Source organism: Colwellia psychrerythraea 34H (assembly GCF_000012325.1).
Lineage (GTDB): Bacteria > Pseudomonadota > Gammaproteobacteria > Enterobacterales > Alteromonadaceae > Colwellia > Colwellia psychrerythraea_A.
Window position 1 is genome coordinate 1,549,524 of sequence record NC_003910.7, and the last position, 24,722, is coordinate 1,574,245.

Genomic DNA, 24,722 nt, shown 5'->3' on the forward strand with positions numbered 1-24,722 from the left:
ATTGGGATTATTATGCAACAAGTGAATACTTTACCTTCCTTTGTATCACAAGATACTGATTTAAAGACTAAAGATTCATCTAGCACTTCTGCTGATAGCAATAAAGATACTGACTTTTCAAGCTTAATTGAACAGCACCTTCCTGAAGAAAATAAAACGACTAGTGGAAAAAAAGCGACAGTAACAGAACATGAAGCTACGGCAACTCAGGGTAAAACCATTGCCGCCAACGACAAAGATGACGTGGTTGCGAGTAATAGTCGTCAAGAAAGTGACTCTAGTGAGTCAGTAGATGTGAGTGATATCAGTAAAAAAGTCTCAGTAGATGAAAAACAGAAAAAGGTAAGTGAGGCGAATCAAAACGGCTCAACAAAGAGTGGTTCTTTAGCTGAATCAGAGGAATTCATTTCATTACTTTATAATAGCGACCAAACCTTAGCTAAGGCGGGTGAGAAAACTGAGTCAAGTAAAGATAAATCTACTGTTGCTTTCGGGCAAAGTACAAGTGCAACGAATAGCACTAATATAGTTAATAAGGATGTAAATGGCCAAGCAGACTCAGTTCAAAGCGAGAATGCAGACCCAGTAAGTGGCCATAAATTAAGTGCATTTTCAAAAGATGAGCTACTCGCGCGGGCGCAGTTAAAAAACAATAATACTGTAACACCTCAATCAAGTGATCAAGTATTAAAAGATTACCAGTTGTCGTTGCAATCACAGCAAAACACTATTAAAAGCCAAAGCATTACTAGTGAACAGTTAATGAATACGCAACTAGCTGATGCTCAACTGAATAATAAAATTACCGACTTGGCTGCTGGAGTGGCGCAATCCAATAAAAACCAACTAACAGAAAAAGTAGACACAGGTTTATATCAATTACCTGTTGAGCCTATTGGCAAGGGAAATATAACCGCTGGTGATATGACCCATTCTGCTAAACAGTCTGTTGCTAGAGCTGAAGTAAATCAAGGTGAAATAGAGGCTGATTTGGCTGTTAAATCAAATAAAGACAGCGATATGGCTTCAACAAAAACAGTTAATAGTTCGTCAGATGCTTTAAAAGTTAATCCGAGTAATCGTGAGACAGTAACATCACCGTTAAGCAAGGTTGACGCTGAGAAAATGGTAGCAGAGCGCACTAGACAAACAGCATCCGTAGAAAATATCCCCAAAGAACAGATTGTAACGGCTCAAGAAAAACAACCCGTGATGACAAGTGCTCAATTACAGGCATTACAGCAAGTTCAGGCGCAGCAAAAAACACAATCAGTGAGTAGTGAGCCACAAGTTAATGACGATGTTAGCGAAGAATATATTGACCCAATGCTTTTGTCAGAAGAAAAGCCGATAGAGCAGGGCGTAAAAACAACGGCTAAAGTGATAGACAATATTGCTATGCGCACAATATCTGAGCTACAAGCTCAAACGGTGCAAGCAACGCAAACTAAACAAAGTAATGATGCTTATTTTGAGCATCAAGTATCTGAAGTACTCAATCATAATGTTGCTAGCGATTCGGTACAAATACAAAAAAATAATGTTCAGCTTCAACAAGAAACCATTTCCATCTTTAGGAAAGACTTTGCTGATGCAGTGAAAGATAAAGTATTGATTACCATTAACCAGAAGCTGCAACAATTTGATATCACCTTAGATCCACCAGAGTTTGGTAATATGCAAGTGCGGGTTAACTTACAAGGTGAGCAAGCCTCCGTTAATTTTGTTGTGCAAAATCAGCAAGCAAAAGAAGCACTAGAACAGAATATGCACAAATTAAAAGAAATGTTGTCAGAGCAAGGTGTTGATGTGGGGGGCGCTAATGTTGAACAGCAAGACCAGCAACAAAACCAAAATGAGCAAAGCTTAGGGCAAAATAATGATAGTGGCTCTGTTTTAACAAACGATGCTCAAAAAGATGAGAATAATGTAGAACATATTTTATCGACGCAATTGTTCGATTCTTCTGCAACTGGCGTGGATTACTACGCTTAATTGCTTAAAATGAAGTTAAGTTGATGAAAACACATTGGCTCAAAGACTATTCAAGGATATAGTCTATTCATAAATACTATGTCATTAATTAGTCACTCATTATTATCATTATTGGTGGCTGTATAATTTAAAGGGTTCTCATGGCAGACGAAAAAGATAATGGCAAAGAAGGCGAATTAGAGCTGGATAAGTCGGGTAAAAAGAAAAAAATAATAATTATCATTATTGCTGTCGTTGTTTTACTTGGTGGTGGTGCCGGTGCTTATTTTTTCTTCATGGGCGGCGTTGATAACAGTGCAAGTCAAGCAGAATTAGATACCGCTTTAGATAGTGATTCAGGAGAAGTAACGAAAGTAGAGTCAGGTGCACAATTAGGGTCAGCTTTGTATGTACCAATGCCTAGACCATTTCGTTTTAATGTACCCGGTGCAGCTCGAGATCGTTTTGTTGAGATCCGCGTGCAGTTACTTGTCCGCGGTGGTGATAACGAAGAAAATGCTAAGATGCATATTCCACTGATAGAAAGTACCTTACTAGATATTTTCTCACAAGCTAATGCCGATGATCTGGCGACGAGTGCAGGGAAAGTTTCGTTAAAGCAGAAGTCATTAGCTGCGGTACAAAAAATCATGACAGATATTGAAGGTGATAAAACGGTTGAAAAAGTACTTTTCACCGGTTTTGTCATGCAATAATTAGATAAATTACCGGCCAAAGTGGCCATTGTTTTAGTAACATTAAACAAAGTAAATAAGAAGAGATTATCGAGTGAGTGACTTATTATCCCAAGACGAAATTGACGCCCTATTACATGGTGTTGATGATGTTGAAGAAGAAGACATAGTTGAGGATGTCGTGCAATCGCGAGATGGCACCTCTGATTATGATTTCTCTTCACAAGATCGTATTGTGCGTGGTCGTATGCCTACGTTGGAAATGGTTAATGAACGTTTTGCTCGTCATATGCGCATTAGCTTATTTAATATGATGCGTCGGACTGCTGAAGTATCTATCAATGGCATCCAAATGATAAAATTTGGTGAGTACATACATACCCTGTTTGTACCTACCAGCTTAAATATGGTGCGATTTCGTCCTTTAAAGGGGACCGCTTTAATCACCATGGAAGCGCGTTTAGTTTTTATTTTGGTAGATAATTTCTTTGGTGGTGATGGACGTTATCACGCTAAAATAGAAGGCCGTGAATTCACGCCGACAGAGCGTCGTATTATTCAAATGCTATTAAAGCTTGTTTTTGAAGATTATAAGGAAGCTTGGTCACCAGTGATGGATGTCTCTTTTGAATATTTAGATTCAGAAGTTAACCCGTCAATGGCAAATATTGTTAGCCCAACTGAAGTGGTGGTTATCAGTTCTTTTCATATTGAATTAGACGGCGGCGGTGGCGATTTCCATATCGCATTACCTTATTCTATGCTCGAGCCGATCCGTGAATTGCTTGATGCAGGTGTGCAAAGTGATAAAGAAGATACTGATATGCGCTGGTCTAAAGCGCTACGTGATGAAATTATGGATGTACCTGTTACCATTAACACTAAGTTTATTGAGGTTGATATCTCATTAAGTCAAGTGATGGAGTTACAGGCAGGGGATATTATACCGATTGAAATGCCTGATAATATTACGGTGCTAATTGAAGACTTACCAACCTTTAGAGCTAAATTAGGTCGTAGTCGAGATAATATAGCATTGAAAATTGAATCGAAAATTAGGCGACCAGAGTCAGCTAAATCTGAACTAACTATCTTAACTAAAGGTGGTAAACGCCTTGATAGTGATGCAGAACTTCATCTGTTAGAAGATGACTTGTAAGTTGATCTATTTGAACAAAATTATAAATTGAGGCCAGTGGTATGAGTAACGAAAAAGATGAAGATCTAAGTATGTGGGATGAGGCGCTAGATGAGCAAGCTGAAGCAAAAGCAGGTGCTGAAACAGTTGAGTTGGAAGAGTTAACACCAGATGATGCACCTATTACCGGTGATGAGAAGCGTAAGCTTGATGCTATTTTAGATATTCCGGTTACTATTTCGATGGAAGTAGGTCGAAGCAATATCAGTATTAGAAATTTATTACAATTAAACCAAGGTTCGGTAGTTGAATTAGACCGAGTTGCTGGTGAGTCACTTGATGTGTTAGTTAATGGTACCTTAATTGCCCATGGTGAAGTGGTTGTTGTTAACGATAAGTTTGGTATTCGTTTAACGGATGTAGTTAGCCAAGTTGAACGTATTAAAAAGTTAAAATAAAGTAATTTATTGAACATGAAGTGAATAGAGATATAAAATCAACATGATATTAAAAACACTACGCATATTACTGGCTTTTAGTTGTTCTTTACTGTCTCTAATTGTTTTAGCGCAAGAAAATACTTCTGAAAGTGAATTAGTTGGCAGTGTTGTTACTGAAAAAATTGTTAATGATGACGTAATATCTCAGCAAGATGCGAGTCTACAAAGTATAACTCAGCAAAGCACAACGGTTAAAAGCGCAATTGAGCAAGATAGCCAGGAAAAAAGTTCTGCACAACAAGGATTAACTCAACAAGCTTCTGACTCTCAAATACTCAATAATGATAAACCGAAAGTTGGTAGCCATGTTATGGCAAATATGGATGCTGGCAGTATGATACTGTCGTTGTTAATGGTCTTAGCGTTAATCATTATTTGTGCTTTTGTGCTTAAACGTTTTAATCTTACTCAACAAGGTGTTAGCCAACTAAAAGTGGTGACGAGTTTATCGTTAGGTGCTAAAGAGCGTGTGGTTGTGATTCAAGCAGGAGAACAACAGTTACTTTTAGGGGTTACCGCTCAACAAGTGACTTTAATTGAGCGCTTAGAAAAGCCGTTAGCAACTCAAACAATGAAAGCAACTGAGTTGCCAAAAAATTTGATGTCTTTCCTATTGGCTAAAAAGTCGTAGTATCGAATGGATTTAGCATTTTTACCTTTACTCATAAATGTCAGCACAACTATTTTAAATCGGGTTGTTTTTTAGGGATTACCAACGAACCATGAAAAGAATTTCGTTATTCACCATCTTAACACTGTGCTTGCTCAGCATGAGTTTCGGTGCATTTGCCGAAGATTTGTCTCTATCAGCATTAACATTGACAACCAACCCTGATGGCTCACAAGAGTATTCAGTAAACTTACAAATTTTGATTTTTATGACGGCGCTGAGTTTTATACCAGCCGCGGTTATTATGATGACGTCATTTACCCGTATTGTCGTGGTGATGGCTATTTTACGACAAGCTTTTGGTCTTCAGCAAACACCGTCTAATCAAGTGATTATCGGGTTAACCCTCTTTATGACGCTCTTTATTATGACACCCGTTTATAATCAAATAGATAGAACTGCCATTCAACCTTATTTATCAGAGAATTTAACCTCTACTGAAGCAATTAACTTGGGTAAGATCCCATTACGTGCCTTTATGTTAGAGCAGACACGCGTTAAAGACCTTGATACTTTAGCGGCAATGGCGGGCATTGATGCAGTTGATGAGCCAACTGACTTACCTATGACGGTAATTATTCCCGCTTTTATTATTAGTGAATTAAAAACTGCTTTTCAGATTGGTTTTATCCTTTTTATCCCCTTTTTGATTATTGATTTGGTTGTTGCCAGTATTTTAATGGCGATGGGCATGATGATGCTTTCACCAATGATCGTATCTTTACCTTTTAAGCTAATGTTATTTGTTTTGGTTGATGGTTGGAACTTGGTTATTGGTACCATCGCAACCAGTTACGGAATGGGTAGTTAGTAAAATGGTAAGCTATATTTATTTGATGAAGTACAAAACTAGTTAAGTAAAAGAGAGTAAGTTATGGGACCAGAAATCTATGTAGATATGCTAGGTGATGCATTATTACTTGTGATCATTTTAGTTTGCGCTATTATCCTGCCGAGTTTAGCGGTAGGTCTAATGGTTGCGGTTTTTCAAGCCGCTACATCCATTAACGAACAAACCTTAAGTTTTTTACCAAGATTGATTGTCACCTTGCTTGCGTTAATCATTGGTGGGCATTGGTTAGTGCAAAAAGTGATGGATTATACTATCCGGCTGATTGCTAGTATTCCCAGCGTGATTGTTTAGTTATGTGCTTAGGCATTCTAGTTACTAGAGCAGTTTAATGGAATTTACAGAGACTATTATTAATCAATATATGGCAGATTTTGTTTTGCCTTTTAGTCGTATTTCGGCTTTGATTATGACAATGATAGGCTTTAGTTCAAAGACCATTCCTGGCCGAGTCAAAGTGTTTTTATGTATCAGTATTACCATTGCTGTGATGCCAGCAATCCCTCCCGCTAGTGTAACTAATTTAATGTCACTCAATACCGCAATTTTATTGGGGCAGCAGATGATTATCGGCGTAATGCTTGGTTTTGTTACTATCATGGTGGTTAATACTTTTACTCTCGCGGGTCAAATAATTGCGATGCAATCGGGTCTTGGTTTCGCTTCTTTAGTTGATCCTGCTAGTGGAATGAATGTACCTGCCATTGGACAATTTTTTCTTATTTTATCCTCGTTGTTATTTTGGGTGATGGATGGTCACCTTGCCTATTTACAATTTATTGTCGCTAGTTTCGATACCTTGCCTATCCCCACAGAACACTTGTCTAGCATCAAATATCGCGAGGTTGTCGAATGGGGCGGATGGATGTTTGCTACTGCTTTATCACTTGCTTTAGCACCAATAACAGCGATGTTATTAATCAATTTTTCTTTCGGTATTATGACAAGGGCTGCTCCTCAACTTAATATTTTTGCCATCGGTTTCCCTATCACTATGATGGCCGGTTTACTTATTATGTGGCTCACCTTTGGTAATTTCTTTACTCATTTTGAATTACAGTGGCAACGCGCACTGGATTTTAGCTGTTATCTTATTGATTGTAAGGCGACGTAAATGGCTGATTCTGATAGCGGTGAAAAAACGGAAGAACCCACGGCAAAAAAACTTACTGACGCCCGTAAAAAAGGTCAAATTGCTCGATCTAAAGATTTAGGTACATTTTTTGTTTTGGTCGGTAGTGCTTGTGCCATGCTATTAATGGGAAAGGCTTTAGCTAATTCAATGGCTAATATGATGAGTCATATGTTTAGCCTAAGTCGTGAAGAGGCCATGGATGTAAATGCGCTTTTTAAAGTAATAAATGATGGTGTTTATCAAATTATTCCCCCATTGCTTTGGATTTTCTTTATTGTAATGTTAGCTGCATTTATTGGTAATACACTACTTGGTGGCATGAGTTTTTCAGGGGATGCAATGATGCCAAAGGCAAGCAAGTTATCTCCGATGGCGGGCTTTAAACGTATGTTTGGCGTGCAAGCCGCTGTTGAACTTATTAAATCAGTTTTAAAGTTCTTTGTTGTTTTTATTGTTGCTTTTTTACTGTTAAGTGGTTTGTTTGAGGAGATTCTTGGCTTAAGTCGAGAAACTATTCCTGCTAACTTTGAACATGCCATAACTATGTTGCAGTGGATGTTCTTAGTGCTTGCTCTTTCAATAGGGATCATTGTTGTTATTGATGCGCCATACCAAGTGTGGAATCACAATCGCCAGTTAAAAATGACCAAACAAGAAATTAAAGATGAGCATAAGGGAACAGAAGGTAGTCCTGAAATTAAGGGGCGTATTCGCCGAACCCAATATGAAATGTCGCAACGTCGCATGATGCAAGACGTACCTGAGTCTGATGTAGTTATTACCAACCCCACTCACTTTTCTATTGCGCTTAAATATGATGCAGCTGCTGGTGGTGCTCCAGTATTGTCTGCAAAGGGCGTTGATGAGATGGCTTTGCATATTCGCACTATTGCTAAAGAGCATCAAATAGAAATAATTCAATCACCGGCTTTAGCTCGTTCACTCTATTATACTGCCGAAGTTGGCGATGATATTCCCGAAGAATTGTTTGCTGCAGTTGCTCAAGTATTAGCCTTTATTTTTCAACTCAACGAACATAAAAAAGGTAAAGCTAAAAAGCCAACACCCGTTGCTAAAGAGTTACCTATCCCTGATGATTTTAGATATTAGACATTCCCTTCAATTTACTATCGAGATATCTGGTTACTTAAACGCCAATAATGTTTGCTCTTCTTTAATAAATTCAATGCACGCTAGCTTTTGGTATAAGAATTGCTAATTCATGGTTACTGTCAAAAAAACATCATGAAGTAGTAATGCAATTAGCCGCTTATTTTAATCAGTTTGATAAAAGCCAATTACGCCATTTAACTGGCTTAGGCACACCATTATTAGTAATGGCCGCACTAGGTATGATTATCTTACCTATGCCTGCTTGGTTATTAGATATTTTATTTTCTTTTAACATCGCGCTCTCTCTCGTTGTATTACTTATTACCGTTTATACCTTAAAGCCTCTTGATTTTGGCTCTTTCCCTGCCGTTTTACTGGTTGCGACCATCTTAAGGTTAGCGCTGAATGTGGCGAGTACCCGAGTAGTTTTATTAGAAGGTCATGAAGGACCTGGAGCTGCGGGTAAAGTTATTGAAGCATTTGGCTCGGTCGTTATTGGTGGGAATTATGCTGTTGGTTTAGTGGTTTTCCTTATCTTGATCATCATTAACTTCGTGGTTGTGACGAAGGGTGCAGGGCGTATCGCTGAAGTAACTGCACGTTTTACCTTAGATGCAATGCCAGGTAAACAAATGGCAATTGATGCTGATTTAAATGCTGGCTTTATAACACAAGAACAAGCGAAAGAACGAAGAACTGAAGTAACAAGTGAAGCTGATTTTTATGGTTCTATGGATGGTGCCAGTAAGTTTGTAAAAGGTGACGCGATTGCCGGTATTTTAATCTTATTCATTAATATCGTTGGTGGCTTGATTATTGGTATGGTGCAGCATGATTTATCTTTTAGCCGTGCTGTTGAGATATATACCTTACTTACTATTGGTGATGGTTTAGTCGCTCAAATACCTGGCTTGTTGTTATCAATTGGTACTGCAATTGTGGTCACTCGTCAAAATACGTCGCAAGACATGGGTGAGCAAGTAAGTAGTCAGCTGGGTCAAGAAAAGTCTCTTTACGTAGCAGCTGGTGTGATGTTTGTGATGGGCGTCATTCCAGGTATGCCTCATTTTGTCTTTTTGCTATTTGCTGCGATCATTGCAGCAGCTGCATTTTTTGGCGCTAGGAATAAAGTAAATCTGAAAGTTGAACTGGAAAAACAAGCACAAGATGAGATAGTTCAACACCAACAAAAAGAAGATGAAGTAAAAGAACTCGATTGGGATGATGTTAATCATGTTGATGTTATTGGTTTAGAAATTGGCTATCGTTTAATTCCTTTGGTAGATAAAGCCCAAGGTGGCGAGCTACTAAGTCGAATTAAAGGTGTGCGTAAAAAACTATCACAAGAATTTGGCTTTTTAGTACCCGCAGTGCATATTCGCGATAATTTAGACTTAGATCCTAATAGTTACCAAATATCTTTAATGGGCGTTGTTGTCGGTACGGCACAAATTAGACATGACCAAGAGCTTGCCATCAATCCGGGACAAGTATTTGGTCAGTTAGATGGCGTAGCAACGAAAGATCCTGCTTTTGGTCTTGATGCAACGTGGATTAACCAAAACCAACGTGAACAAGCGCAAACATTGGGTTATACTGTGGTCGATTCTGCAACGGTGTTAGCTACGCATTTAAGTCAAATATTAACAAATAATGCCGCCCAGTTATTAGGCCATGAAGAAGTGCAAAACCTATTGGACTTACTGGCTAAAAACTACCCTAAGTTAGTTGAAGGCTTTGTGCCTGATACCTTAAGTTTAGGTACGGTTGTTAAAGTATTACAAAGCTTAATGAATGAAGGTGTTGCTGTACGAGATATGCGCTCTATAGTTCAAACCTTGGTTGAATATGGACCAAAAAGTCAAGATGCGGAAGTCTTAACCGCTGCTGTGAGAATTAGCTTAAGAAAATTTATCGTACAAGACCTCGTTGGTGGAGCACAAGAAGTACCCGTCATAACTTTGGCTCCTGAATTGGAACAGATGTTGCATCAATCAATGCAAATGGCAGGAGATGATGGTGCTGGTATTGAACCAGGGTTAGCGGAACGCTTACAACAATCATTAACTGAAGGGTCAAACCAGCAAGAGATGGCTGGTGATACACCAATATTATTAACGTCAGGAATTTTACGACATGTTTTGGCTAAGTTTGTTAAATATACTATTCCAAGCCTACGTGTAATTTCATATCAGGAGATACCTGATGACAAACAAATTAAAATAGTTAGTGCTATTGGGCAGTAACAATCAGTTAAACGTATGCAGGGCATCGTTATAACGTAGAGCTAAATAAGAGGTTGGGTATGAAAATCAGACGTTTTGTTGCCAAAGATATGCGCACAGCATTAGCGCAGATAAAAGAAGAACTTGGCGTTGATGCGGTTATCATGTCCAATAAAAAAATCCCTGAAGGGGTGGAATTGATGGCTGCAGTTGATTACAACCAAGCGGTACCTCCTGCTCAGTTTTCAGAGAATAAACCTCATAAAACTGAAGTACAGGAAAATACACCGAGTGGTAGAGAGATTAGCAACGACGTAGTAAAGCTTGGACAACAAACACCGGTAAACACTACACCCTCAAATCTTAATGAAAATAGAGTTGCGCAAGCACCTGCGGATAGTTTGTCAGCTTTACTTAATCGTCAAGTGCAACAGCCAGCCCCTCAACAATTAGCTTCACAACAAGAGCCCACTAACTTAGGCGATGCTAGCATTGAGCAGCAGTTAAAGAATTTTACCGACCGCCTAAGTCATTCAACTTCTGATGCTATGCCTAGTGAACTTCAACAACAGACAGCTAACACTGAAGCTGAACTATATAATAGTGATCATATTACTGCCAATATATCTAATAATATGTCATCTTCAAGCCCACTTGCTAAAGGTATGAATGATGATGCTCAAGTATCCTCACAAGACTTTGCTAAAATGCAGCAAGAAATGGCTTCTATTCGTTCATTGTTAGAGCATCAAGTATCAGGTTTAATGTGGCAAGATATGGCACAAAAAGATCCTCAACGGGCGGTATTAGTAAATCGATTACTGGCTTTAGGATTAAATGAACAAATAGCGGATCAGATTGCAGGATATGTTCCTGAGCAATCACATGAGAAAGAAGCTTGGTTACAAGCAACACAACTTATCTCTCAACAAATTAATACTACACAGAATGATATAATCAATCGTGGCGGAGTCGTTGCTTTAGTCGGCCCTACCGGTGTAGGAAAAACCACTACTATTGCCAAACTTGCAGCAGGCTTTTCCCAAGTACATGGCAGCGATCAAGTTGCGCTTATTTCTACAGATACTTTCCGTATTGCCGGCTTTGAGCAATTAGCAACCTATGGAAAGATTATTGGTTGTCAGGTGAGTCTGGCTAAAGACAGTCAAGCGTTAGATATATTATTACAGCAGTATTCGAAGAAGAAATTAATCCTAATCGATACTGCAGGTATGGGACAACGAGACATGCGCTTAGCTGAACAATTGACCGCATTAGTATCAAATGCTCGCGTAAGGATTCGAAATTATTTAGTCTTAGCGGCTAATACGCAGCAAGGTGTCATGCAAGAAAATGTAGATCGTTTTAAAAAAGTACCATTATCGGGTTGTATTTATACTAAACTTGACGAAAGTATCAGTATTGGTGAAATAATTACAACTTCGATTCAAAATGGTTTACCAATAGGTTATCTTACTGATGGACAAAGAGTTCCGGAAGATATTAAAGTTGCAAATGCTGAGAAATTAGTTACCCTTGCAGATAAGATGGCGACTAAGTCAGTAAATAATAATGTCACTGTTTTACGGCCGATGCCTGTAGCACCCGCTGCAACGTTATAAGACTCTGGCTAATAGCTAAATATATATAATTAGAAGTAATAATTAAATGATAGATCAAGCGAGCGGCTTAAGAAAGATGCAAGGTTTACAACAAGTTAAAGTAGTAGCCGTGTCAGGCGGAAAAGGTGGTGTTGGTAAAACCAATACCTCGCTGAATACAGCTATTGCGCTAGGACAACTCGGCAAACGGGTTTTAGTTCTCGATGCCGATTTAGGTCTTGCAAATGTCGATGTAATGTTAGGGTTAAGGGTTAAGCGTAATCTATCTCATGTATTGTCAGGAGAGTGTGAACTTGATGACATTATAATTGAAGGTCCTGCTGGCATAAAGATTATTCCTGCAACTTCTGGTTCACAATCAATGGTGGATTTAACGCCATCTGAACATGCTGGTCTCATTCGAGCTTTCAGTGAAATGAAAACACAGTTTGATGTATTGATTGTTGATACGGCTGCTGGCATTTCTGATATGGTCTTGAGCTTCACTCGTGCCGCGCAAGATGTCATGTTGGTGGTTTGTGATGAACCTACTTCAATTACAGACTGTTATGCTCTGATGAAGTTACTGAGCCGTGATCATGGTGTATTTAAATTTAAAGTTGTTGCCAATATGGTGCGTAGTCCGAAAGAAGGACAGCAGCTTTTTGCAAAGCTAACTAAAGTAACCGATAGATTTCTTGATGTCGCAATAGAATTAGTCGCTGTGATCCCATACGATGAAAATATGAGGAAATCAGTTCGTAAACAACAAGTTATAGTAGAAGCATATCCACAATCTCCAGCTTCGTTAGCTTATATAGATTTAGCAAAAAAGGTAAGCCAATGGCCAATACCTAAACAAGCATCAGGGCACTTAGAATTTTTTATTGAACAGTTACTGGCTAATTAACTGACTAACTTAGCATTACTTCAGTGAGAGTAACATTACGTGGTAAAAGTGAATAGCTATAATAATCAAATTGATAAAGCAGCTCTTCTTGAACAACAAACTGTTTTAGTCAAGCGCATTGCTTATCATCTTTTAGCAAGATTGCCAGCAAGTGTTCAAGTTGATGACTTGATACAGTCAGGAATGATTGGTTTATTTGAAGCGGCAAATAATTTTGATAACACTAAAGGCGCAAGCTTTGAAACATTTGCTGGTATCAGAATCCGTGGCGCTATGCTTGATGAAATACGCCGAGGTGATTGGACGCCGCGATCTGTTCATAAAAATAGCAGGATGATCAGTGAAGCGATAAAGCAACTTGAAGCACAATTAGGCCGAGATGTTTCTGATGTTGAAGTTGCTGAAAAATTAGATATTTCACTGAAAGATTACCATCAGATATTGAGTGAAGTAAGTACAGGAAAAATACTTGGTATTGATGATCTTGGTGTTAATGAAGATGCTATTAAGCCAAGTGATGACTATATTGGAGATGATCCATATCAAAGTATTGAGCGAATAGCTTTTAAAAAAGGCTTAACTCAATGCATTAAGTCTTTACCGGAACGAGAAGCTCTAGTACTGTCTTTATATTATGATGAAGAATTGAATTTACGAGAGATCGGGCAAGTACTCGATGTGAGTGAATCACGGGTAAGTCAAATTCATAGTCAAGCGATGCATCGTTTAAAAGCACGTATGCAATCTTGGCAAAGTTAATTAGACTGTGAATAAGCTAGTGATAATGAGTATAAAAAATACCTAATTAGGTAAAATGAAAATGTTAGAAAAAATAATTAATTTTGAATGTTTCGCCGGAGAGTGTCTTGGATAAAAATATGAAAGTACTTGTAGTTGATGATTTTTCAACCATGAGACGTATAGTTAAAAATTTGTTACGTGATTTAGGTTTCACCAACATTCAAGAAGCTGATGATGGCAATACAGCGTTACCCATGCTTCAAGGTGGTGATTTTGATTTTGTTGTGACAGATTGGAATATGCCTGGTATGCAAGGTATCGATTTACTTAAAGCGATTAGAGCAGATGCTAATCTCTCACATATCCCCGTTCTACTTATCACTGCAGAAGCTAAAAAAGAGCAAATCATTATGGCTGCTCAAGCAGGTGTTAATGGTTATATTGTTAAACCATTTACAGCCGCAACATTAAAAACTAAGCTAGATAAAATTTTTGAACGCTTAGCTTAATGTGAAGGCTTTAGTTAACAGTAAATTTGTTAGCTAAATTAAGGTGTTGACAAATATTCCATTAAGGACTTTGCATGAGTATAGCTATGACAGGGCGGATTTCATTAGAGCAAGCAAGATCTTTGGTTGCTTTTTTGGAGTCTGATGAGCAAGACGCAGCGGATGCGATTATTGCTGAGATTCAAAATCCAATCAATTCCGAACTTTTTGCAGAAATTGGTAAATTAACTCGCCAGCTTCACGACTCTTTGACCAATTTTCAAGTCGATTCTAGGTTAAATGATCTTGCTACTACAGATATTCCTGATGCGAAAGAGCGATTGAATTTTGTTATTACGAGAACAGAAGAAGCCGCAAATAAAACTATGGATGCCGTTGAGGCGATATTTCCCGTAGTTGATACCATTGCTGAGCAAGTGGCAACTGTCAATCCTTCATGGACAAAGTTGATGAATAACGAGTTGGACTTGAAAGAGTTTAAATCGCTATGCATTGATATCGATACTTTATTAAAAAATACCGGTAAAGAAACTCAACATATTCATAGCTTAATGACAGATGTATTAATGGCACAAGACTTTCAAGACTTAACAGGTCAAGTTATTCGAAAAGTTATTGAGTTAGTTAGAGAAGTTGAAGAAAGTTTAATCAATATGCTGACAGCTTTTGGCCTGTCTGCAGAAAAAACGCAAGGACCAAGTAATCCTAAAGTAGGTGAAAACCTTGTTGAGGGACCAATTGTAAATGCAGCGAACAGAGATGATGTAGTAGAAGATCAAGATGATGTTGATGATCTTTTATCAAGTTTAGGATTTTAAGGGGAATTACTGCATGTCTTTTGAAGCAGATGAAGAAATTTTACAGGACTTTTTAGTTGAAGCGGGTGAAATCTTAGAATCGCTCTCAGAAGAACTAGTTGAACTTGAAAACGATGTAGATAATGCTGAATTACTGAATTCAATTTTCCGTGGTTTTCATACTGTTAAAGGTGGCGCAGGTTTTTTAAGCCTTGGCGACTTAGTCGATGTCTGTCATGGCGCAGAAAATATATTTGACTTATTGCGTACCGGAAAACGCTCTGTTAATGCAGAGCTTATGGACACCATTTTATCTGCCTTAGATACTGTCAATGACATGTTTGTGATGGTACAAAATAAGGAACCACTTGTTCCTGCAGATGCTACTCTACTCGCTGAACTTGCCCGACTAAGTCACCCTGATGTAAGTACGCCAGCTGTGACTGAAGTCATTGAACAATCAACTCCGACAAATGAAGAATCAAGCTCAAGTGATGAAATGAGTGAAGATGAATTTGAAAAATTATTAGACGAACTACATGGTTCTGGCAGTGTTTCGGCATCGCCAAATCTTAGTGAACCGGCTCCTTATTCGGCACCTACACCGAGTACTGATGGGGCAAGTGATGAGATTTCAGACGATGAATTTGAATCACTATTAGATGAATTACATGGACAAGGTGCTTTTTCAGTTGACGCTGCAGCTTCCACTAACAGCGCTCTAAGTACTTCTAGTGATGATATTGATGACCTTGAATTTGAAAAGTTACTAGATGAATTACACGGTAAAGGTAATGCGCCTAAAGCTGTTGAAAGTTCGGTAACTAACAAGCCTGTTAGTATTCCAACTCCTTCCCCTGAAAAAGAAGTAAAAGCAAAGGCAGCGGTTCCTAAAAAAGTGGCTCAGAAGAAACCTGCTCAGAAAAAATCACAAGAAGAACCAGCAAAAGTTATTGCGAAAAAAGCAGCGGCTACACCAGCACCTCAAGGTGAAACAACGGTTCGTGTGGATACTAAACGACTTGATCAAATTATGAATATGGTCGGTGAGCTTGTTTTAGTAAGAAATAGATTAACAAGTTTAGGTCTGGTTTCTGACGACGAAAATCTAAATAAAGCCGTAACCAATTTAGATGCGGTAACGACTGACTTGCAAGGCGCTGTAATGCAAACACGCATGCAGCCAATTAAAAAAGTTTTTGGTCGCTTCCCTCGTGTTGTACGTGATTTAGCGCGTAGCTTGAACAAAGATATTTCATTGATTTTGGAAGGTGAAGAGACCGATTTAGATAAAAACTTAGTGGAAGCTCTTGCTGATCCTTTGGTGCATTTAGTTAGAAACTCAGTAGATCATGGTATTGAAGCGCCAGATACTCGAGAAGCCATGGGTAAACCTAGAGAAGGTACGGTACTTCTTTCAGCCTCGCAAGAAGGTGACCATATACTGTTAACCATAAAAGATGATGGTGCAGGAATGGATGCAGAAAAGTTGAAAAATATTGCGATTGACCGCGGTGTACTTGATGAAGAATCTGCAGCTAGAATGTCTAATAAAGAAGCCTATAGTCTTATTTTTGCCCCAGGATTTTCGACCAAAACTGAAATTTCAGAAGTTTCTGGTCGTGGTGTTGGTATGGATGTTGTCAAAACCAAAATTACGCAGCTTAACGGTACTGTCAATATTGACTCAGAATTGGGTGTTGGTACTATACTCGAAATCAAAGTGCCATTAACTTTAGCTATACTGCCTACATTGATGGTTGTTGTCGGTAAACAAACCTTTGCTTTACCGCTCGCTTCAGTCAATGAAATTTTTCATCTAGATTTATCAAATACAAATAGTGTTGATGGACAATTAACCATTATCGTTCGTGAGAAAGCGATTCCACTGTTTTATCTAGATCAATGGTTAGTGCGCGACTTTGTTAAAACGTCTCGTGATAAAGGTCACGTAGTTATAGTACAGCTTGGTAATCAGCAAGTAGGTTTTGTAGTTGATAGCTTAATTGGTCAAGAAGAAGTTGTTATTAAACCACTTGATAGGTTATTGCATGGAACACCAGGGATGGCAGGTGCTACGATCACAAGTGATGGTGGTATTGCACTTATTTTAGATATAGCTAACATGCTTAAATTTTATGCGAAAAAGTCACCGATTAATAAAAGATTGCGAAATTAGTGAATCACAAGTAAATCACTTAAGTATATTGCAATAGTGTGAATATTTAGTGTAAATATAAATAGCATAAGCAGAGAGATTAAATGGCCTACAAGGTACTTGTTGTTGATGATTCTAGTTTTTTTAGACGCAGAGTTACTGACATCCTTAATAAAGATCCAAAATTAAACGTTATTGATGTGGCCGTTAACGGTCAAGAAGCAGTAGATAAAGCTTTATTGCTTAAACCAGATGTTATTACGATGGATATCGAAATGCCAATTCTTAATGGCATTGAAGCCGTAAGAAAAATTATGGCTCAATCTCCAACATCAATATTAATGTTTTCATCCCTAACCCACCAAGGAGCGAAAGCAACCTTAGAAGCACTTGATGCCGGGGCATTGGATTTTTTACCGAAAAAATTTAGTGAGATAGCTAAAAATAGTGATGAAGCTGGTAGCCTATTACGCCAACGAGTCGTAGAAATAGCGAGAAAATCTGAATTTTCAAAACAACGCACACGTACTCGGCCAGCGGCAGTAAATATTAGTCCAAAGTCTTCAAGATTAATTGCAGATCAACATAGGCCATTAGCATCAACTTCTTCTTTAGTAACTAAAGATAAAAAAGTTATGGCTGCTATTACTCGAAGCTCGGGTAAAGAATATAAATTATTGGCAATTGGTACATCAACAGGTGGTCCAGTAGCCCTACAAAAGATATTAGTTCAACTTGAAGAGAATTTTCCTTTACCAATCATAATCGTTCAGCATATGCCAGCAGCATTTACAGCAGCATTTGCTAGTCGCTTGAATTCTTTGTGTAAAATATCGATTAAAGAAGCCGCTGATGGGGATGTTTTAAAACCCGGTTGTGCTTACTTAGCCCCAGGTGGGCGACAAATGCTTATTTCCGGTAGTGAAAATTCAGCAAAGATTAAAATTTTAGATGATGACTCTCCCAAAATAACCTTTAAACCTAGTGTTGATATTAGTTTTGGCTCAGCCGCAAAAACATTTGCTGGCAAAGTTTTAGGAGTGATTTTAACTGGAATGGGCTCTGATGGTAAAGAAGGAGCCAGAATGTTAAAAGCTAAAGGGGCAACTATTTGGTCTCAGGACGAGCAGTCCTGTGTAGTTTATGGTATGCCTCAGGCTATCGACAAAGCAGGAATATCTGAATTATCTCTCTCTTTGGACTCTATGGCTGCATCGATGGTAAAGGAAATCAGTCGTGGATAAGTTGAGTATTGCGGGACTCACCATTGCTATTCTAGCTGTTTATATAGGCTTTAGCTTAGATGGTGGTCATTTATCCGCTTTATTTGAACTTCCTGCATTCATCATTGTATTTGGAGGCACCTTAGGTGCGGTCATGTTGCAATCTTCCATGGTGCAATTTACCCATGCAATATCACTGCTTAAATGGGTTTTTTACCCTCCAAAATATGATATTGAGCAAGGGATTAGCGAAATAGTAATATGGGCAACAAAAGCAAGAGAGAAAGGCTATCTCGCACTAGAAGATACTGCGCTGGAAATTGAGGATAGCTATACTCAAAAAGGTTTAAATTTATTGGTTGATGGCATCGAACTTGAAAACTTTCGAGTTGCTTTAGAATTAGATTTAGATATTTATCGCGAACACAATTTACGTTCGGCTAATGTTTACGAAGCAATGGGGGGCTATAGCCCAACTATCGGCATCCTTGGTGCAGTGCTTGGTTTAATTCATGCAATGAGCAATTTAACTGAGCCAGCACTATTAGGGCAGGGAATTGCGACCGCTTTTATTGCCACAATATATGGTGTTGGTTTTGCAAATTTATTTTATTTGCCTATAGCGAATAAAATTCGAGCTATAGTTCACGAACAAACCATGTATCGTGAAATGATTTGTGAAGGATTAGTATCTATTGCTCATGGAGAAAATCCTCATGCAATAGAAAATAAATTATCAGCCTTCAGGTTAGAGCAATGAAGCGTGTGCGTAAAAGAAGAGCCGCGGTAGAACATGATAATATTCACCGTTGGTTGGTCTCTTATGCCGACTATATGACCTTGATGTTTGCCCTTTTCGTGGTGTTATACGCAATGGCAATGGTAAACGAAAAGCCTTTTGAAAGTATCACAGAGTCCTTTGGTCGAGTGTTCCAAGCTTCGGAAGAAGAAACTAAAAATAGAGGTCATGGTGATGGCGTTTTAATGGTTAATACCAGTAAAACGAATATCAAATTATATGGCAATGGTATCTTAGATATTGCTGGGCCTGAGTTACTCGATAACGAAAAAAACTTGTCAAACATCTCTGATGCAAAGGTAGGCAGTAATTTAAGTTCTTTAGAGAAAGAACTTCATACGGCTTTATATGAACTTGTTGAATCCGGTTTCGCACAATTACAAATTGATGGTGATTGGTTAGAAATTGAATTAAATAGTGGTTTACTCTTCCCCAGTGGTTCATCATCAGCCACTCTCTCCGCTGAAGCTATTTTGACAGTGATTTATGATGTGATTGGTCAAGCAAGTAATTTCATTCGGGTAAGAGGGTATACTGATAATCAAGTCATTAATAATGAAATATATTCTTCAAATTGGGAGTTGTCTGTTTTTCGAGCTACCGCCATTTTGAGAGTTTTAGAAAAATTAGGACTAAATCCCGCTCGTATGGCTATTGAAGGATATGGACAATATTATCCTAGTGCAGATAATTTAACCTCTGAAGGCAGGGCAAAAAACAGGAAAGTAGTTGTTGCTATTTCAAAGTATGGCTTAGAAAAGGCCAACTTACTGCAACCGCCAACAATCGCTTTACCAGATATTGAAAAGGTAAAGATAGCGCAAGATTCCAATGAAATAGATCTAGACGGATCAAATGATATCAAGGTTATTAGGTTAAAAAATGGTGGTATTCGTATCACAACTCGAAATGAAAATGATGTAGACATTGATAATAACCCTGAATAACCTTTCTCGTTGATTACAAAATATTGATAAAGAGCAAATGATCGCAAAAGTGATTCATAGAAGTTAATTTAAAATAAGTGAGTAGTGCTCTTGGTAGTTTGGACAGTTGCAAATCAAAAAGGTGGAGTTGGTAAAACTACTACAACGATAGCACTTGCTGGTATTTTAGCTGAGCAAGGACATCGAGTCTTATTGATTGATACTGATCCCCATGCATCATTAAGTTATTATTTTGGTATTGAGTCAGAAGATTTAGACCTGAGTGTCTATGAGTTATTTACCCAGGTATCATCAAGGGAGCAAATTCTACAGACCTTATGCCCAAGTCAATACCCTAATATCGACATTTTACCCGCTACTATGGGCTTAGCTACTTTAGATCGTTCATTAGGTAACAAGGGTGGTATGGGCTTGGTACTAAAAAAAGTAGTACAAAAAGTAGCAGATAGTTATGATTATGTATTGATGGATTGTCCACCTGTACTTGGTGTGCTTATGGTAAATGCCTTGGCCGCCGCCGACCGAATTATTATTCCGGTTCAAACTGAATTTTTAGCTCTAAAAGGTTTAGACCGCATGATTAGAACTATGGAAATTATGCAAGGAGAGCAAGATGCTCCCTTTAAATATACAATAGTGCCAACTATGTTTGATAAAAGAACAAAAGCCTCAATTGTGGCCTTTAAAAAGTTACAGGAAGTTTATACTTATAAGATATGGCCTGGAGTGATTCCAGTGGATACTAATTTTAGGAATGCGAGCTCTGAGCAAAAAGTGCCATCAGATTATGCTGCCAACTCTAGAGGCACGTTAGCTTATAAAAGTTTATTAAATTATTTGGTCAAGCAGTGCATGCAGCACAAAGAGGTTGAACGCTAAATGAGTAAATCATTAATGGCTAGTAAAAAGGTAATGAAAAATTATTTATCTGAACTACTAACTGAGCCTGAGGTTGTTGAAAGCTTATCGCAACCAAGTATTGCTGAACAAGCAATCAGTAGACCATTAGCGCATAAAGAAAATCAGTCTTTAGAAAACTTATTAAAAACAGTAAATGAACCGAAAGAAAATACGGTCAAAAAAGAAGTAAATGTTAGTTCTGTTTCAAAGACTGATTTGTTACCGATTGAGACAGATAAAAACAGTGCAGAAAAGCATAGTTCACCACCGAAAAGTTATCGACAAGGTGACTTTCAAGCAATGTTTTTTAAAGTAGCAGGTTTAACCATTGCAGTTCCCTTAATCGAATTAGGTGGAATTCATAAAGTTGACAAAACAACTAGTTTAATGGGGAAACCTGACTGGTTTAAAGGAGTGATGCTGTATCGTGATGAAAAAATTAATGTTGTGGATACCGCATTATGGGTTATGCCAGAAAAATGTGATCAAGCATTAAAAGACTCACTAAATTATCAATATATTATCATGCTTAATGATAGCTCTTGGGGACTGATGGCTGAACATTTAGTTGATACAGTCGTATTGTCTCAAGATGAAGTTAAATGGCTAGATTCTAGCGATAAACGCCCATGGTTAGCGGGCTTAGTCAAAGAAAAAATGTGTGCCTTACTTGATGTAAGTGCTTTGATTGAATTGCTTGATAAAGGCAGTGATATCTATCAAGAATAGTAAATGGTCCCTATCTAATTTATAGTCGAATTAAAGTAAGATATTTGAGAGGCGAGTAATATGTCAAATGAAAGACGAAGTGCAAGTGATAAAGTAGAAGCTAATGATGAGGTATTACAGTGGGTTACCTTTAAGTTAGAAAATGAAACATACGGCATTAATGTAATGCAAGTACAAGAGGTCTTACGCTATAGTGAAATAGCTCCAGTTCCCGGTGCTCCTCTTTACGTACTTGGTATTATTAATCTACGCGGCAATGTGGTCACCGTTATAGATACCCGATCTCGGTTTGGTCTTGAACCATGTGATATTACTGATAATACCCGTGTTGTAGTGATAGAGTCAGAAAAACAAGTCATAGGTATTCTAGTCGATAGTGTTGCTGAGGTTGTTTATTTAAAATCATCAGAAATTGATGTAGCACCAAATGTTGGCAATGAAGAAAGCGCTCAATTTATTCAAGGAGTGTCTAATCGTGATGGCGAGTTACTTATATTAGTCGACTTAGATAAATTACTTTCTGATGATGAGTGGGATGAGCTTAAACAGTTCTAATTATATCCTTACTTCATGTCTATGATTATTTGACAGAAGAAAGTCTGTATTTGCAGACTTTTTATTTTGTAATTATGCAGATATGCAATATTTCGTTTAATTTTATTCAAGGCAAACGTTCTTAATGTCATTATTAGCCGTACCAATTATTGCTGTGCTAGCCTTATTTCTCGTGTTGCTCACTAGTATATTTTTATTTGTTTATATAAATAAACTTAAGAGTAAAATTGAAATACTTAATGTACAAATGCAAAGTACTTGTTTACAGGTGGATGAATTACAAATAGTAAATAGTAAGTTGCAGCATGAATTTGATGAAATGGCAGGCAATAATGAAAAACGTATTGCTGAAAATGAACAAGTCTCAAAACAGTTAGAACATCGGATTAAAAGTTTACAGCACCAAGCTATCGAGCAACAACAGCTAATAACACAATGGCAAGAAAGCCAAGGACAGGATAAGTTTTATAATCGTGCTTTTAAATTAGCGGCAAAGGGAGCTGATATTGAAGAGATTATGAGTGAATGCGAACTACCACGAGCAGAAGTTGAAATGCTACTTTCAGTTTACATGCAACGTGCTCGCTCCAAGTAAATAATTGTCCCCACCAATACCTATTGTCATACCTAATGTAATAAATATTGTAAATCTGTACTCAAACGTTATTCACTCAACTGTGCATTATATGTTAAAGTGCCATCGTTTTTATTACACCTCTATGTAACGGCAAGGACTTAAGCCCTGTGAGCTCAGCTATAACGCTATATTTTCGACTTCTTATATTAGTTTCGATTCTCATTCTTTCTGGATGTTCAACCACGTCAGAGCAGCAATCTCAAGATGAGGTAAATGAATCTGCTGATGTCAGCGATCCAAGAGATCCCTTTGAAATTATAAATAGGCCATTTTGGACGTTTACTTGGGATTACGTTGACAAATATATAGCTAAACCTGCTTCAGATGTATACACCACTTATACGCCACCATTTTTACGTACTGGTTTGTACAATATGGCACTCAATTTAAATGAACCTGCGAGCATTATTAATAATGTGCTCCAATTAAAGTTCACTGACGCGGCGAAAAGTACCGGTAGGTTTGTGCTGAACTCAACTATTGGTTTATTTGGCTTTTATGATCCAGCGAGTGATTTTGATTGGTCTGGTGAACAAGAAGAGTTTGGTGAGGTCCTCGGAAGTTATGGCATTGGCGATGGACCATATTTAGTTGTTCCTGGTTTAGGCCCAAGCTCTGTTCGTGAGGAGGTAGGTGATTATGTGGATCGTCTTTATTGGCCGTTAGCTGTCATTGATTTTTGGCCTAACATTGTTCGTCTAGGGATATTAGCATTAGAGAAAAGATCGGCAGTACGAGACCAAGAACAATTAATAGTCGAGTCTGAGGACCCTTATGAGTTTATTAAAAATGCATACTTTCAAAATATGAATTTTAAACTCTATGATGGTAATCCACCGATCATAATTAATGAAGCTGAAGAAGCTGAAATAGACGCATTTCTCGATGAATTTGATGATATAGACTAATTTTAGAATAAACGAGTACCTATGCCGATAACTATTTGTTAGAATTGCGGCAATTTTTTATACACACCCTATTGGAATTATTAAATGAATATTATTGAAGGTTCGTTTGAAGCAAAAGGCAAGAAATTTGCTATCGTTGTATCGCGTTTTAATCACTTTATAGTTGATAGTTTATTAGACGGCGCTGTTGATGCCCTTAAACGTCATGGTAATGTTAATGACGAAGATATTACTATCGTTCGAGTACCTGGTGCATATGAGTTACCTCTAGCAGCTAAAAAAATTGCTAAAAAAGGCGAGGCGGATGCAATTATTGCCATCGGTGCTGTTATTCGTGGTGGCACTCCGCACTTTGATTTTGTTGCGGGTGAATCTAATAAAGGTTTAGCACAAGTTTGTTTAGAATCTGAGATTCCAGTTTCATTTGGTGTGATTACAACCGACTCTATTGAACAAGCCATTGAACGTGCAGGTACTAAAGCTGGCAATAAGGGTGCTGAAGCTGCTCTTGGTGCATTAGAAATGGTTAATGTATTAGCTCAAATTTAATTTCTGAACTTAAGAAAAGTGGAAACATATTGTGAAACCTTCTCCTAGAAGAAAAGCCCGTGAACTAGCTGTACAAGCTGTATATTCATGGCAAGTTAGTAAAAATCCTGTAAATGATATTGAAGTTAACTTTATCGCAGACAACAGTAAACGTCGTTTTGATATTGAATATTTTCAATTATTATTGCGTGGCGTAACCACCAATATTGGTTCAATAGATGAGGCTATCATTCCTTATGTAGACCGTCCCCTTGATGATATTGACCAAGTGGAAAAGGCTATCTTACGCGTGGCAGTATTTGAATTAAAAGACTGTACCGATGTACCTTATCGCGTAGTGATTAATGAAGCTATAGAGTTAGCTAAATCATTTGCAGCGGATGATAGTCATAAGTTTGTTAACGGTGTTTTAGATAAAACCGTTAAATTAATTCGCCCTCAAGAATAAGTTACTAGTAT

At 37.9% G+C, this 24,722-nt stretch carries 26 protein-coding genes; all 26 read left to right on the forward strand.

The genetic code is table 11. The features are described from left to right. Window positions 1-12 precede the first annotated feature (12 nt). The 26 genes from CPS_RS06690 to nusB all read left to right on the forward strand — a co-directional run bounded on the left by CPS_RS06690 (window position 13) and on the right by nusB (window position 24,711). Entirely contained in the window at window positions 13-1,995 is a 1,983-nt protein-coding gene (locus CPS_RS06690; protein ID WP_011042343.1) for a flagellar hook-length control protein FliK, read from the forward strand. Between the two features lie 140 nt (window positions 1,996-2,135). Continuing rightward, window positions 2,136-2,690: a flagellar basal body-associated protein FliL gene (fliL, locus tag CPS_RS06695; protein ID WP_011042344.1), complete on the forward strand. Its 555-nt coding sequence runs from the start codon at window positions 2,136-2,138 to the stop codon at window positions 2,688-2,690. A gap of 73 nt (window positions 2,691-2,763) precedes the next feature. Continuing rightward, window positions 2,764-3,828: a flagellar motor switch protein FliM gene (fliM, locus tag CPS_RS06700; protein WP_011042345.1), complete on the forward strand. Its 1,065-nt coding sequence runs from the start codon at window positions 2,764-2,766 to the stop codon at window positions 3,826-3,828. Window positions 3,829-3,869: 41 nt separating this feature from the next. Then, complete coding sequence (gene fliN, locus CPS_RS06705) at window positions 3,870-4,265, forward strand: flagellar motor switch protein FliN (protein WP_011042346.1); 396 nt, start codon at window positions 3,870-3,872, stop codon at window positions 4,263-4,265. A gap of 43 nt (window positions 4,266-4,308) precedes the next feature. After that, window positions 4,309-4,938 carry a flagellar biosynthetic protein FliO gene (fliO, locus tag CPS_RS24055; RefSeq protein WP_011042347.1) on the forward strand — a complete coding sequence of 210 codons (630 nt, stop codon included), beginning with the start codon at window positions 4,309-4,311 and terminating at the stop codon, window positions 4,936-4,938. A 91-nt stretch (window positions 4,939-5,029) separates the two neighbouring features. Next, window positions 5,030-5,788: a flagellar type III secretion system pore protein FliP gene (gene fliP, locus CPS_RS06715; protein WP_011042348.1), complete on the forward strand. Its 759-nt coding sequence runs from the start codon at window positions 5,030-5,032 to the stop codon at window positions 5,786-5,788. Between the two features lie 63 nt (window positions 5,789-5,851). Beyond that, window positions 5,852-6,121: a flagellar biosynthesis protein FliQ gene (gene fliQ / locus CPS_RS06720; RefSeq protein WP_011042349.1), complete on the forward strand. Its 270-nt coding sequence runs from the start codon at window positions 5,852-5,854 to the stop codon at window positions 6,119-6,121. 37 nt (window positions 6,122-6,158) lie between these two features. Next, on the forward strand, window positions 6,159-6,941 hold the full coding sequence (gene fliR / locus CPS_RS06725; protein WP_011042350.1) for a flagellar biosynthetic protein FliR: 783 nt from the start codon (window positions 6,159-6,161) through the stop codon (window positions 6,939-6,941). After that, window positions 6,942-8,072, forward strand: coding sequence for a flagellar biosynthesis protein FlhB (flhB, locus tag CPS_RS06730; protein ID WP_011042351.1), 1,131 nt, complete (start codon window positions 6,942-6,944; stop codon window positions 8,070-8,072). It begins immediately after the preceding gene. A gap of 146 nt (window positions 8,073-8,218) precedes the next feature. Further along, complete coding sequence (gene flhA, locus CPS_RS06735) at window positions 8,219-10,321, forward strand: flagellar biosynthesis protein FlhA (protein ID WP_011042352.1); 2,103 nt, start codon at window positions 8,219-8,221, stop codon at window positions 10,319-10,321. 59 nt (window positions 10,322-10,380) lie between these two features. Beyond that, entirely contained in the window at window positions 10,381-11,922 is a 1,542-nt protein-coding gene (gene flhF, locus CPS_RS06740) for a flagellar biosynthesis protein FlhF (protein ID WP_011042353.1), read from the forward strand. A 46-nt stretch (window positions 11,923-11,968) separates the two neighbouring features. Continuing rightward, entirely contained in the window at window positions 11,969-12,811 is an 843-nt protein-coding gene (locus CPS_RS06745; RefSeq protein ID WP_011042354.1) for a MinD/ParA family ATP-binding protein, read from the forward strand. Window positions 12,812-12,850: 39 nt separating this feature from the next. After that, a complete protein-coding gene (locus tag CPS_RS06750) occupies window positions 12,851-13,570 on the forward strand; it encodes an RNA polymerase sigma factor FliA (protein WP_011042355.1) in 720 nt (239 codons plus the stop codon). Between the two features lie 107 nt (window positions 13,571-13,677). Next, entirely contained in the window at window positions 13,678-14,061 is a 384-nt protein-coding gene (cheY, locus tag CPS_RS06755; RefSeq protein WP_011042356.1) for a chemotaxis response regulator CheY, read from the forward strand. Between the two features lie 74 nt (window positions 14,062-14,135). Next, window positions 14,136-14,879 carry a protein phosphatase CheZ gene (locus tag CPS_RS06760; RefSeq protein ID WP_041736760.1) on the forward strand — a complete coding sequence of 248 codons (744 nt, stop codon included), beginning with the start codon at window positions 14,136-14,138 and terminating at the stop codon, window positions 14,877-14,879. Window positions 14,880-14,892: 13 nt separating this feature from the next. Beyond that, window positions 14,893-17,037, forward strand: coding sequence for a chemotaxis protein CheA (locus CPS_RS06765; protein ID WP_011042358.1), 2,145 nt, complete (start codon window positions 14,893-14,895; stop codon window positions 17,035-17,037). Between the two features lie 83 nt (window positions 17,038-17,120). Beyond that, on the forward strand, window positions 17,121-18,260 hold the full coding sequence (locus tag CPS_RS06770; RefSeq protein ID WP_011042359.1) for a protein-glutamate methylesterase/protein-glutamine glutaminase: 1,140 nt from the start codon (window positions 17,121-17,123) through the stop codon (window positions 18,258-18,260). Further along, the gene (locus tag CPS_RS06775) at window positions 18,253-18,999 is read left to right on the forward strand and encodes a flagellar motor protein (RefSeq protein ID WP_011042360.1); all 747 of its coding nucleotides are present in this window, start codon (window positions 18,253-18,255) and stop codon (window positions 18,997-18,999) included. The genes CPS_RS06770 and CPS_RS06775 overlap by 8 nt, the downstream gene beginning before the upstream one ends. Further along, complete coding sequence (locus CPS_RS06780; protein WP_011042361.1) at window positions 18,996-19,985, forward strand: flagellar motor protein MotB; 990 nt, start codon at window positions 18,996-18,998, stop codon at window positions 19,983-19,985. The genes CPS_RS06775 and CPS_RS06780 overlap by 4 nt, the downstream gene beginning before the upstream one ends. A 90-nt stretch (window positions 19,986-20,075) precedes the next feature. Beyond that, window positions 20,076-20,864, forward strand: coding sequence for a ParA family protein (locus CPS_RS06785; RefSeq protein ID WP_011042362.1), 789 nt, complete (start codon window positions 20,076-20,078; stop codon window positions 20,862-20,864). After that, complete coding sequence (locus tag CPS_RS06790) at window positions 20,865-21,614, forward strand: chemotaxis protein CheW (protein ID WP_041736762.1); 750 nt, start codon at window positions 20,865-20,867, stop codon at window positions 21,612-21,614. Window positions 21,615-21,674: 60 nt separating this feature from the next. Beyond that, on the forward strand, window positions 21,675-22,169 hold the full coding sequence (locus CPS_RS06795; RefSeq protein WP_011042364.1) for a chemotaxis protein CheW: 495 nt from the start codon (window positions 21,675-21,677) through the stop codon (window positions 22,167-22,169). Between the two features lie 124 nt (window positions 22,170-22,293). Beyond that, window positions 22,294-22,764 (forward strand): DUF2802 domain-containing protein, encoded by a 471-nt coding sequence (locus tag CPS_RS06800; protein WP_011042365.1) that lies wholly within the window; start codon window positions 22,294-22,296, stop codon window positions 22,762-22,764. Window positions 22,765-22,913: 149 nt separating this feature from the next. After that, complete coding sequence (locus CPS_RS06805; RefSeq protein WP_011042366.1) at window positions 22,914-23,714, forward strand: MlaA family lipoprotein; 801 nt, start codon at window positions 22,914-22,916, stop codon at window positions 23,712-23,714. 84 nt (window positions 23,715-23,798) lie between these two features. Next, on the forward strand, window positions 23,799-24,263 hold the full coding sequence (gene ribE / locus CPS_RS06810) for a 6,7-dimethyl-8-ribityllumazine synthase (protein ID WP_011042367.1): 465 nt from the start codon (window positions 23,799-23,801) through the stop codon (window positions 24,261-24,263). Between the two features lie 31 nt (window positions 24,264-24,294). After that, window positions 24,295-24,711, forward strand: coding sequence for a transcription antitermination factor NusB (gene nusB, locus CPS_RS06815; RefSeq protein WP_011042368.1), 417 nt, complete (start codon window positions 24,295-24,297; stop codon window positions 24,709-24,711). Window positions 24,712-24,722 lie beyond the last annotated feature (11 nt).

Excerpts from the sequence above, each read along its gene's own strand:
- CPS_RS06770 (WP_011042359.1), top strand. The coding sequence starts at position 17,121 with ATGGCCTACAAGGTACTTGTTGTTGATGATTCTAGTTTTTTTAGACGC.
- fliQ (WP_011042349.1), top strand. The coding sequence starts at position 5,852 with ATGGGACCAGAAATCTATGTAGATATGCTAGGTGATGCATTATTACTT.
- CPS_RS06790 (WP_041736762.1), top strand. The coding sequence starts at position 20,865 with ATGAGTAAATCATTAATGGCTAGTAAAAAGGTAATGAAAAATTATTTA.
- fliO (WP_011042347.1), top strand. The coding sequence starts at position 4,309 with ATGATATTAAAAACACTACGCATATTACTGGCTTTTAGTTGTTCTTTA.
- flhB (WP_011042351.1), top strand. The coding sequence starts at position 6,942 with ATGGCTGATTCTGATAGCGGTGAAAAAACGGAAGAACCCACGGCAAAA.
- fliL (WP_011042344.1), top strand. The coding sequence starts at position 2,136 with ATGGCAGACGAAAAAGATAATGGCAAAGAAGGCGAATTAGAGCTGGAT.
- CPS_RS06780 (WP_011042361.1), top strand. The coding sequence starts at position 18,996 with ATGAAGCGTGTGCGTAAAAGAAGAGCCGCGGTAGAACATGATAATATT.
- CPS_RS06745 (WP_011042354.1), top strand. The coding sequence starts at position 11,969 with ATGATAGATCAAGCGAGCGGCTTAAGAAAGATGCAAGGTTTACAACAA.
- CPS_RS06800 (WP_011042365.1), top strand. The coding sequence starts at position 22,294 with ATGTCATTATTAGCCGTACCAATTATTGCTGTGCTAGCCTTATTTCTC.
- fliP (WP_011042348.1), top strand. The coding sequence starts at position 5,030 with ATGAAAAGAATTTCGTTATTCACCATCTTAACACTGTGCTTGCTCAGC.
- ribE (WP_011042367.1), top strand. The coding sequence starts at position 23,799 with ATGAATATTATTGAAGGTTCGTTTGAAGCAAAAGGCAAGAAATTTGCT.
- CPS_RS06795 (WP_011042364.1), top strand. The coding sequence starts at position 21,675 with ATGTCAAATGAAAGACGAAGTGCAAGTGATAAAGTAGAAGCTAATGAT.
- flhF (WP_011042353.1), top strand. The coding sequence starts at position 10,381 with ATGAAAATCAGACGTTTTGTTGCCAAAGATATGCGCACAGCATTAGCG.
- flhA (WP_011042352.1), top strand. The coding sequence starts at position 8,219 with ATGCAATTAGCCGCTTATTTTAATCAGTTTGATAAAAGCCAATTACGC.
- CPS_RS06765 (WP_011042358.1), top strand. The coding sequence starts at position 14,893 with ATGTCTTTTGAAGCAGATGAAGAAATTTTACAGGACTTTTTAGTTGAA.
- fliN (WP_011042346.1), top strand. The coding sequence starts at position 3,870 with ATGAGTAACGAAAAAGATGAAGATCTAAGTATGTGGGATGAGGCGCTA.
- CPS_RS06760 (WP_041736760.1), top strand. The coding sequence starts at position 14,136 with ATGAGTATAGCTATGACAGGGCGGATTTCATTAGAGCAAGCAAGATCT.
- CPS_RS06690 (WP_011042343.1), top strand. The coding sequence starts at position 13 with ATGCAACAAGTGAATACTTTACCTTCCTTTGTATCACAAGATACTGAT.
- fliR (WP_011042350.1), top strand. The coding sequence starts at position 6,159 with ATGGAATTTACAGAGACTATTATTAATCAATATATGGCAGATTTTGTT.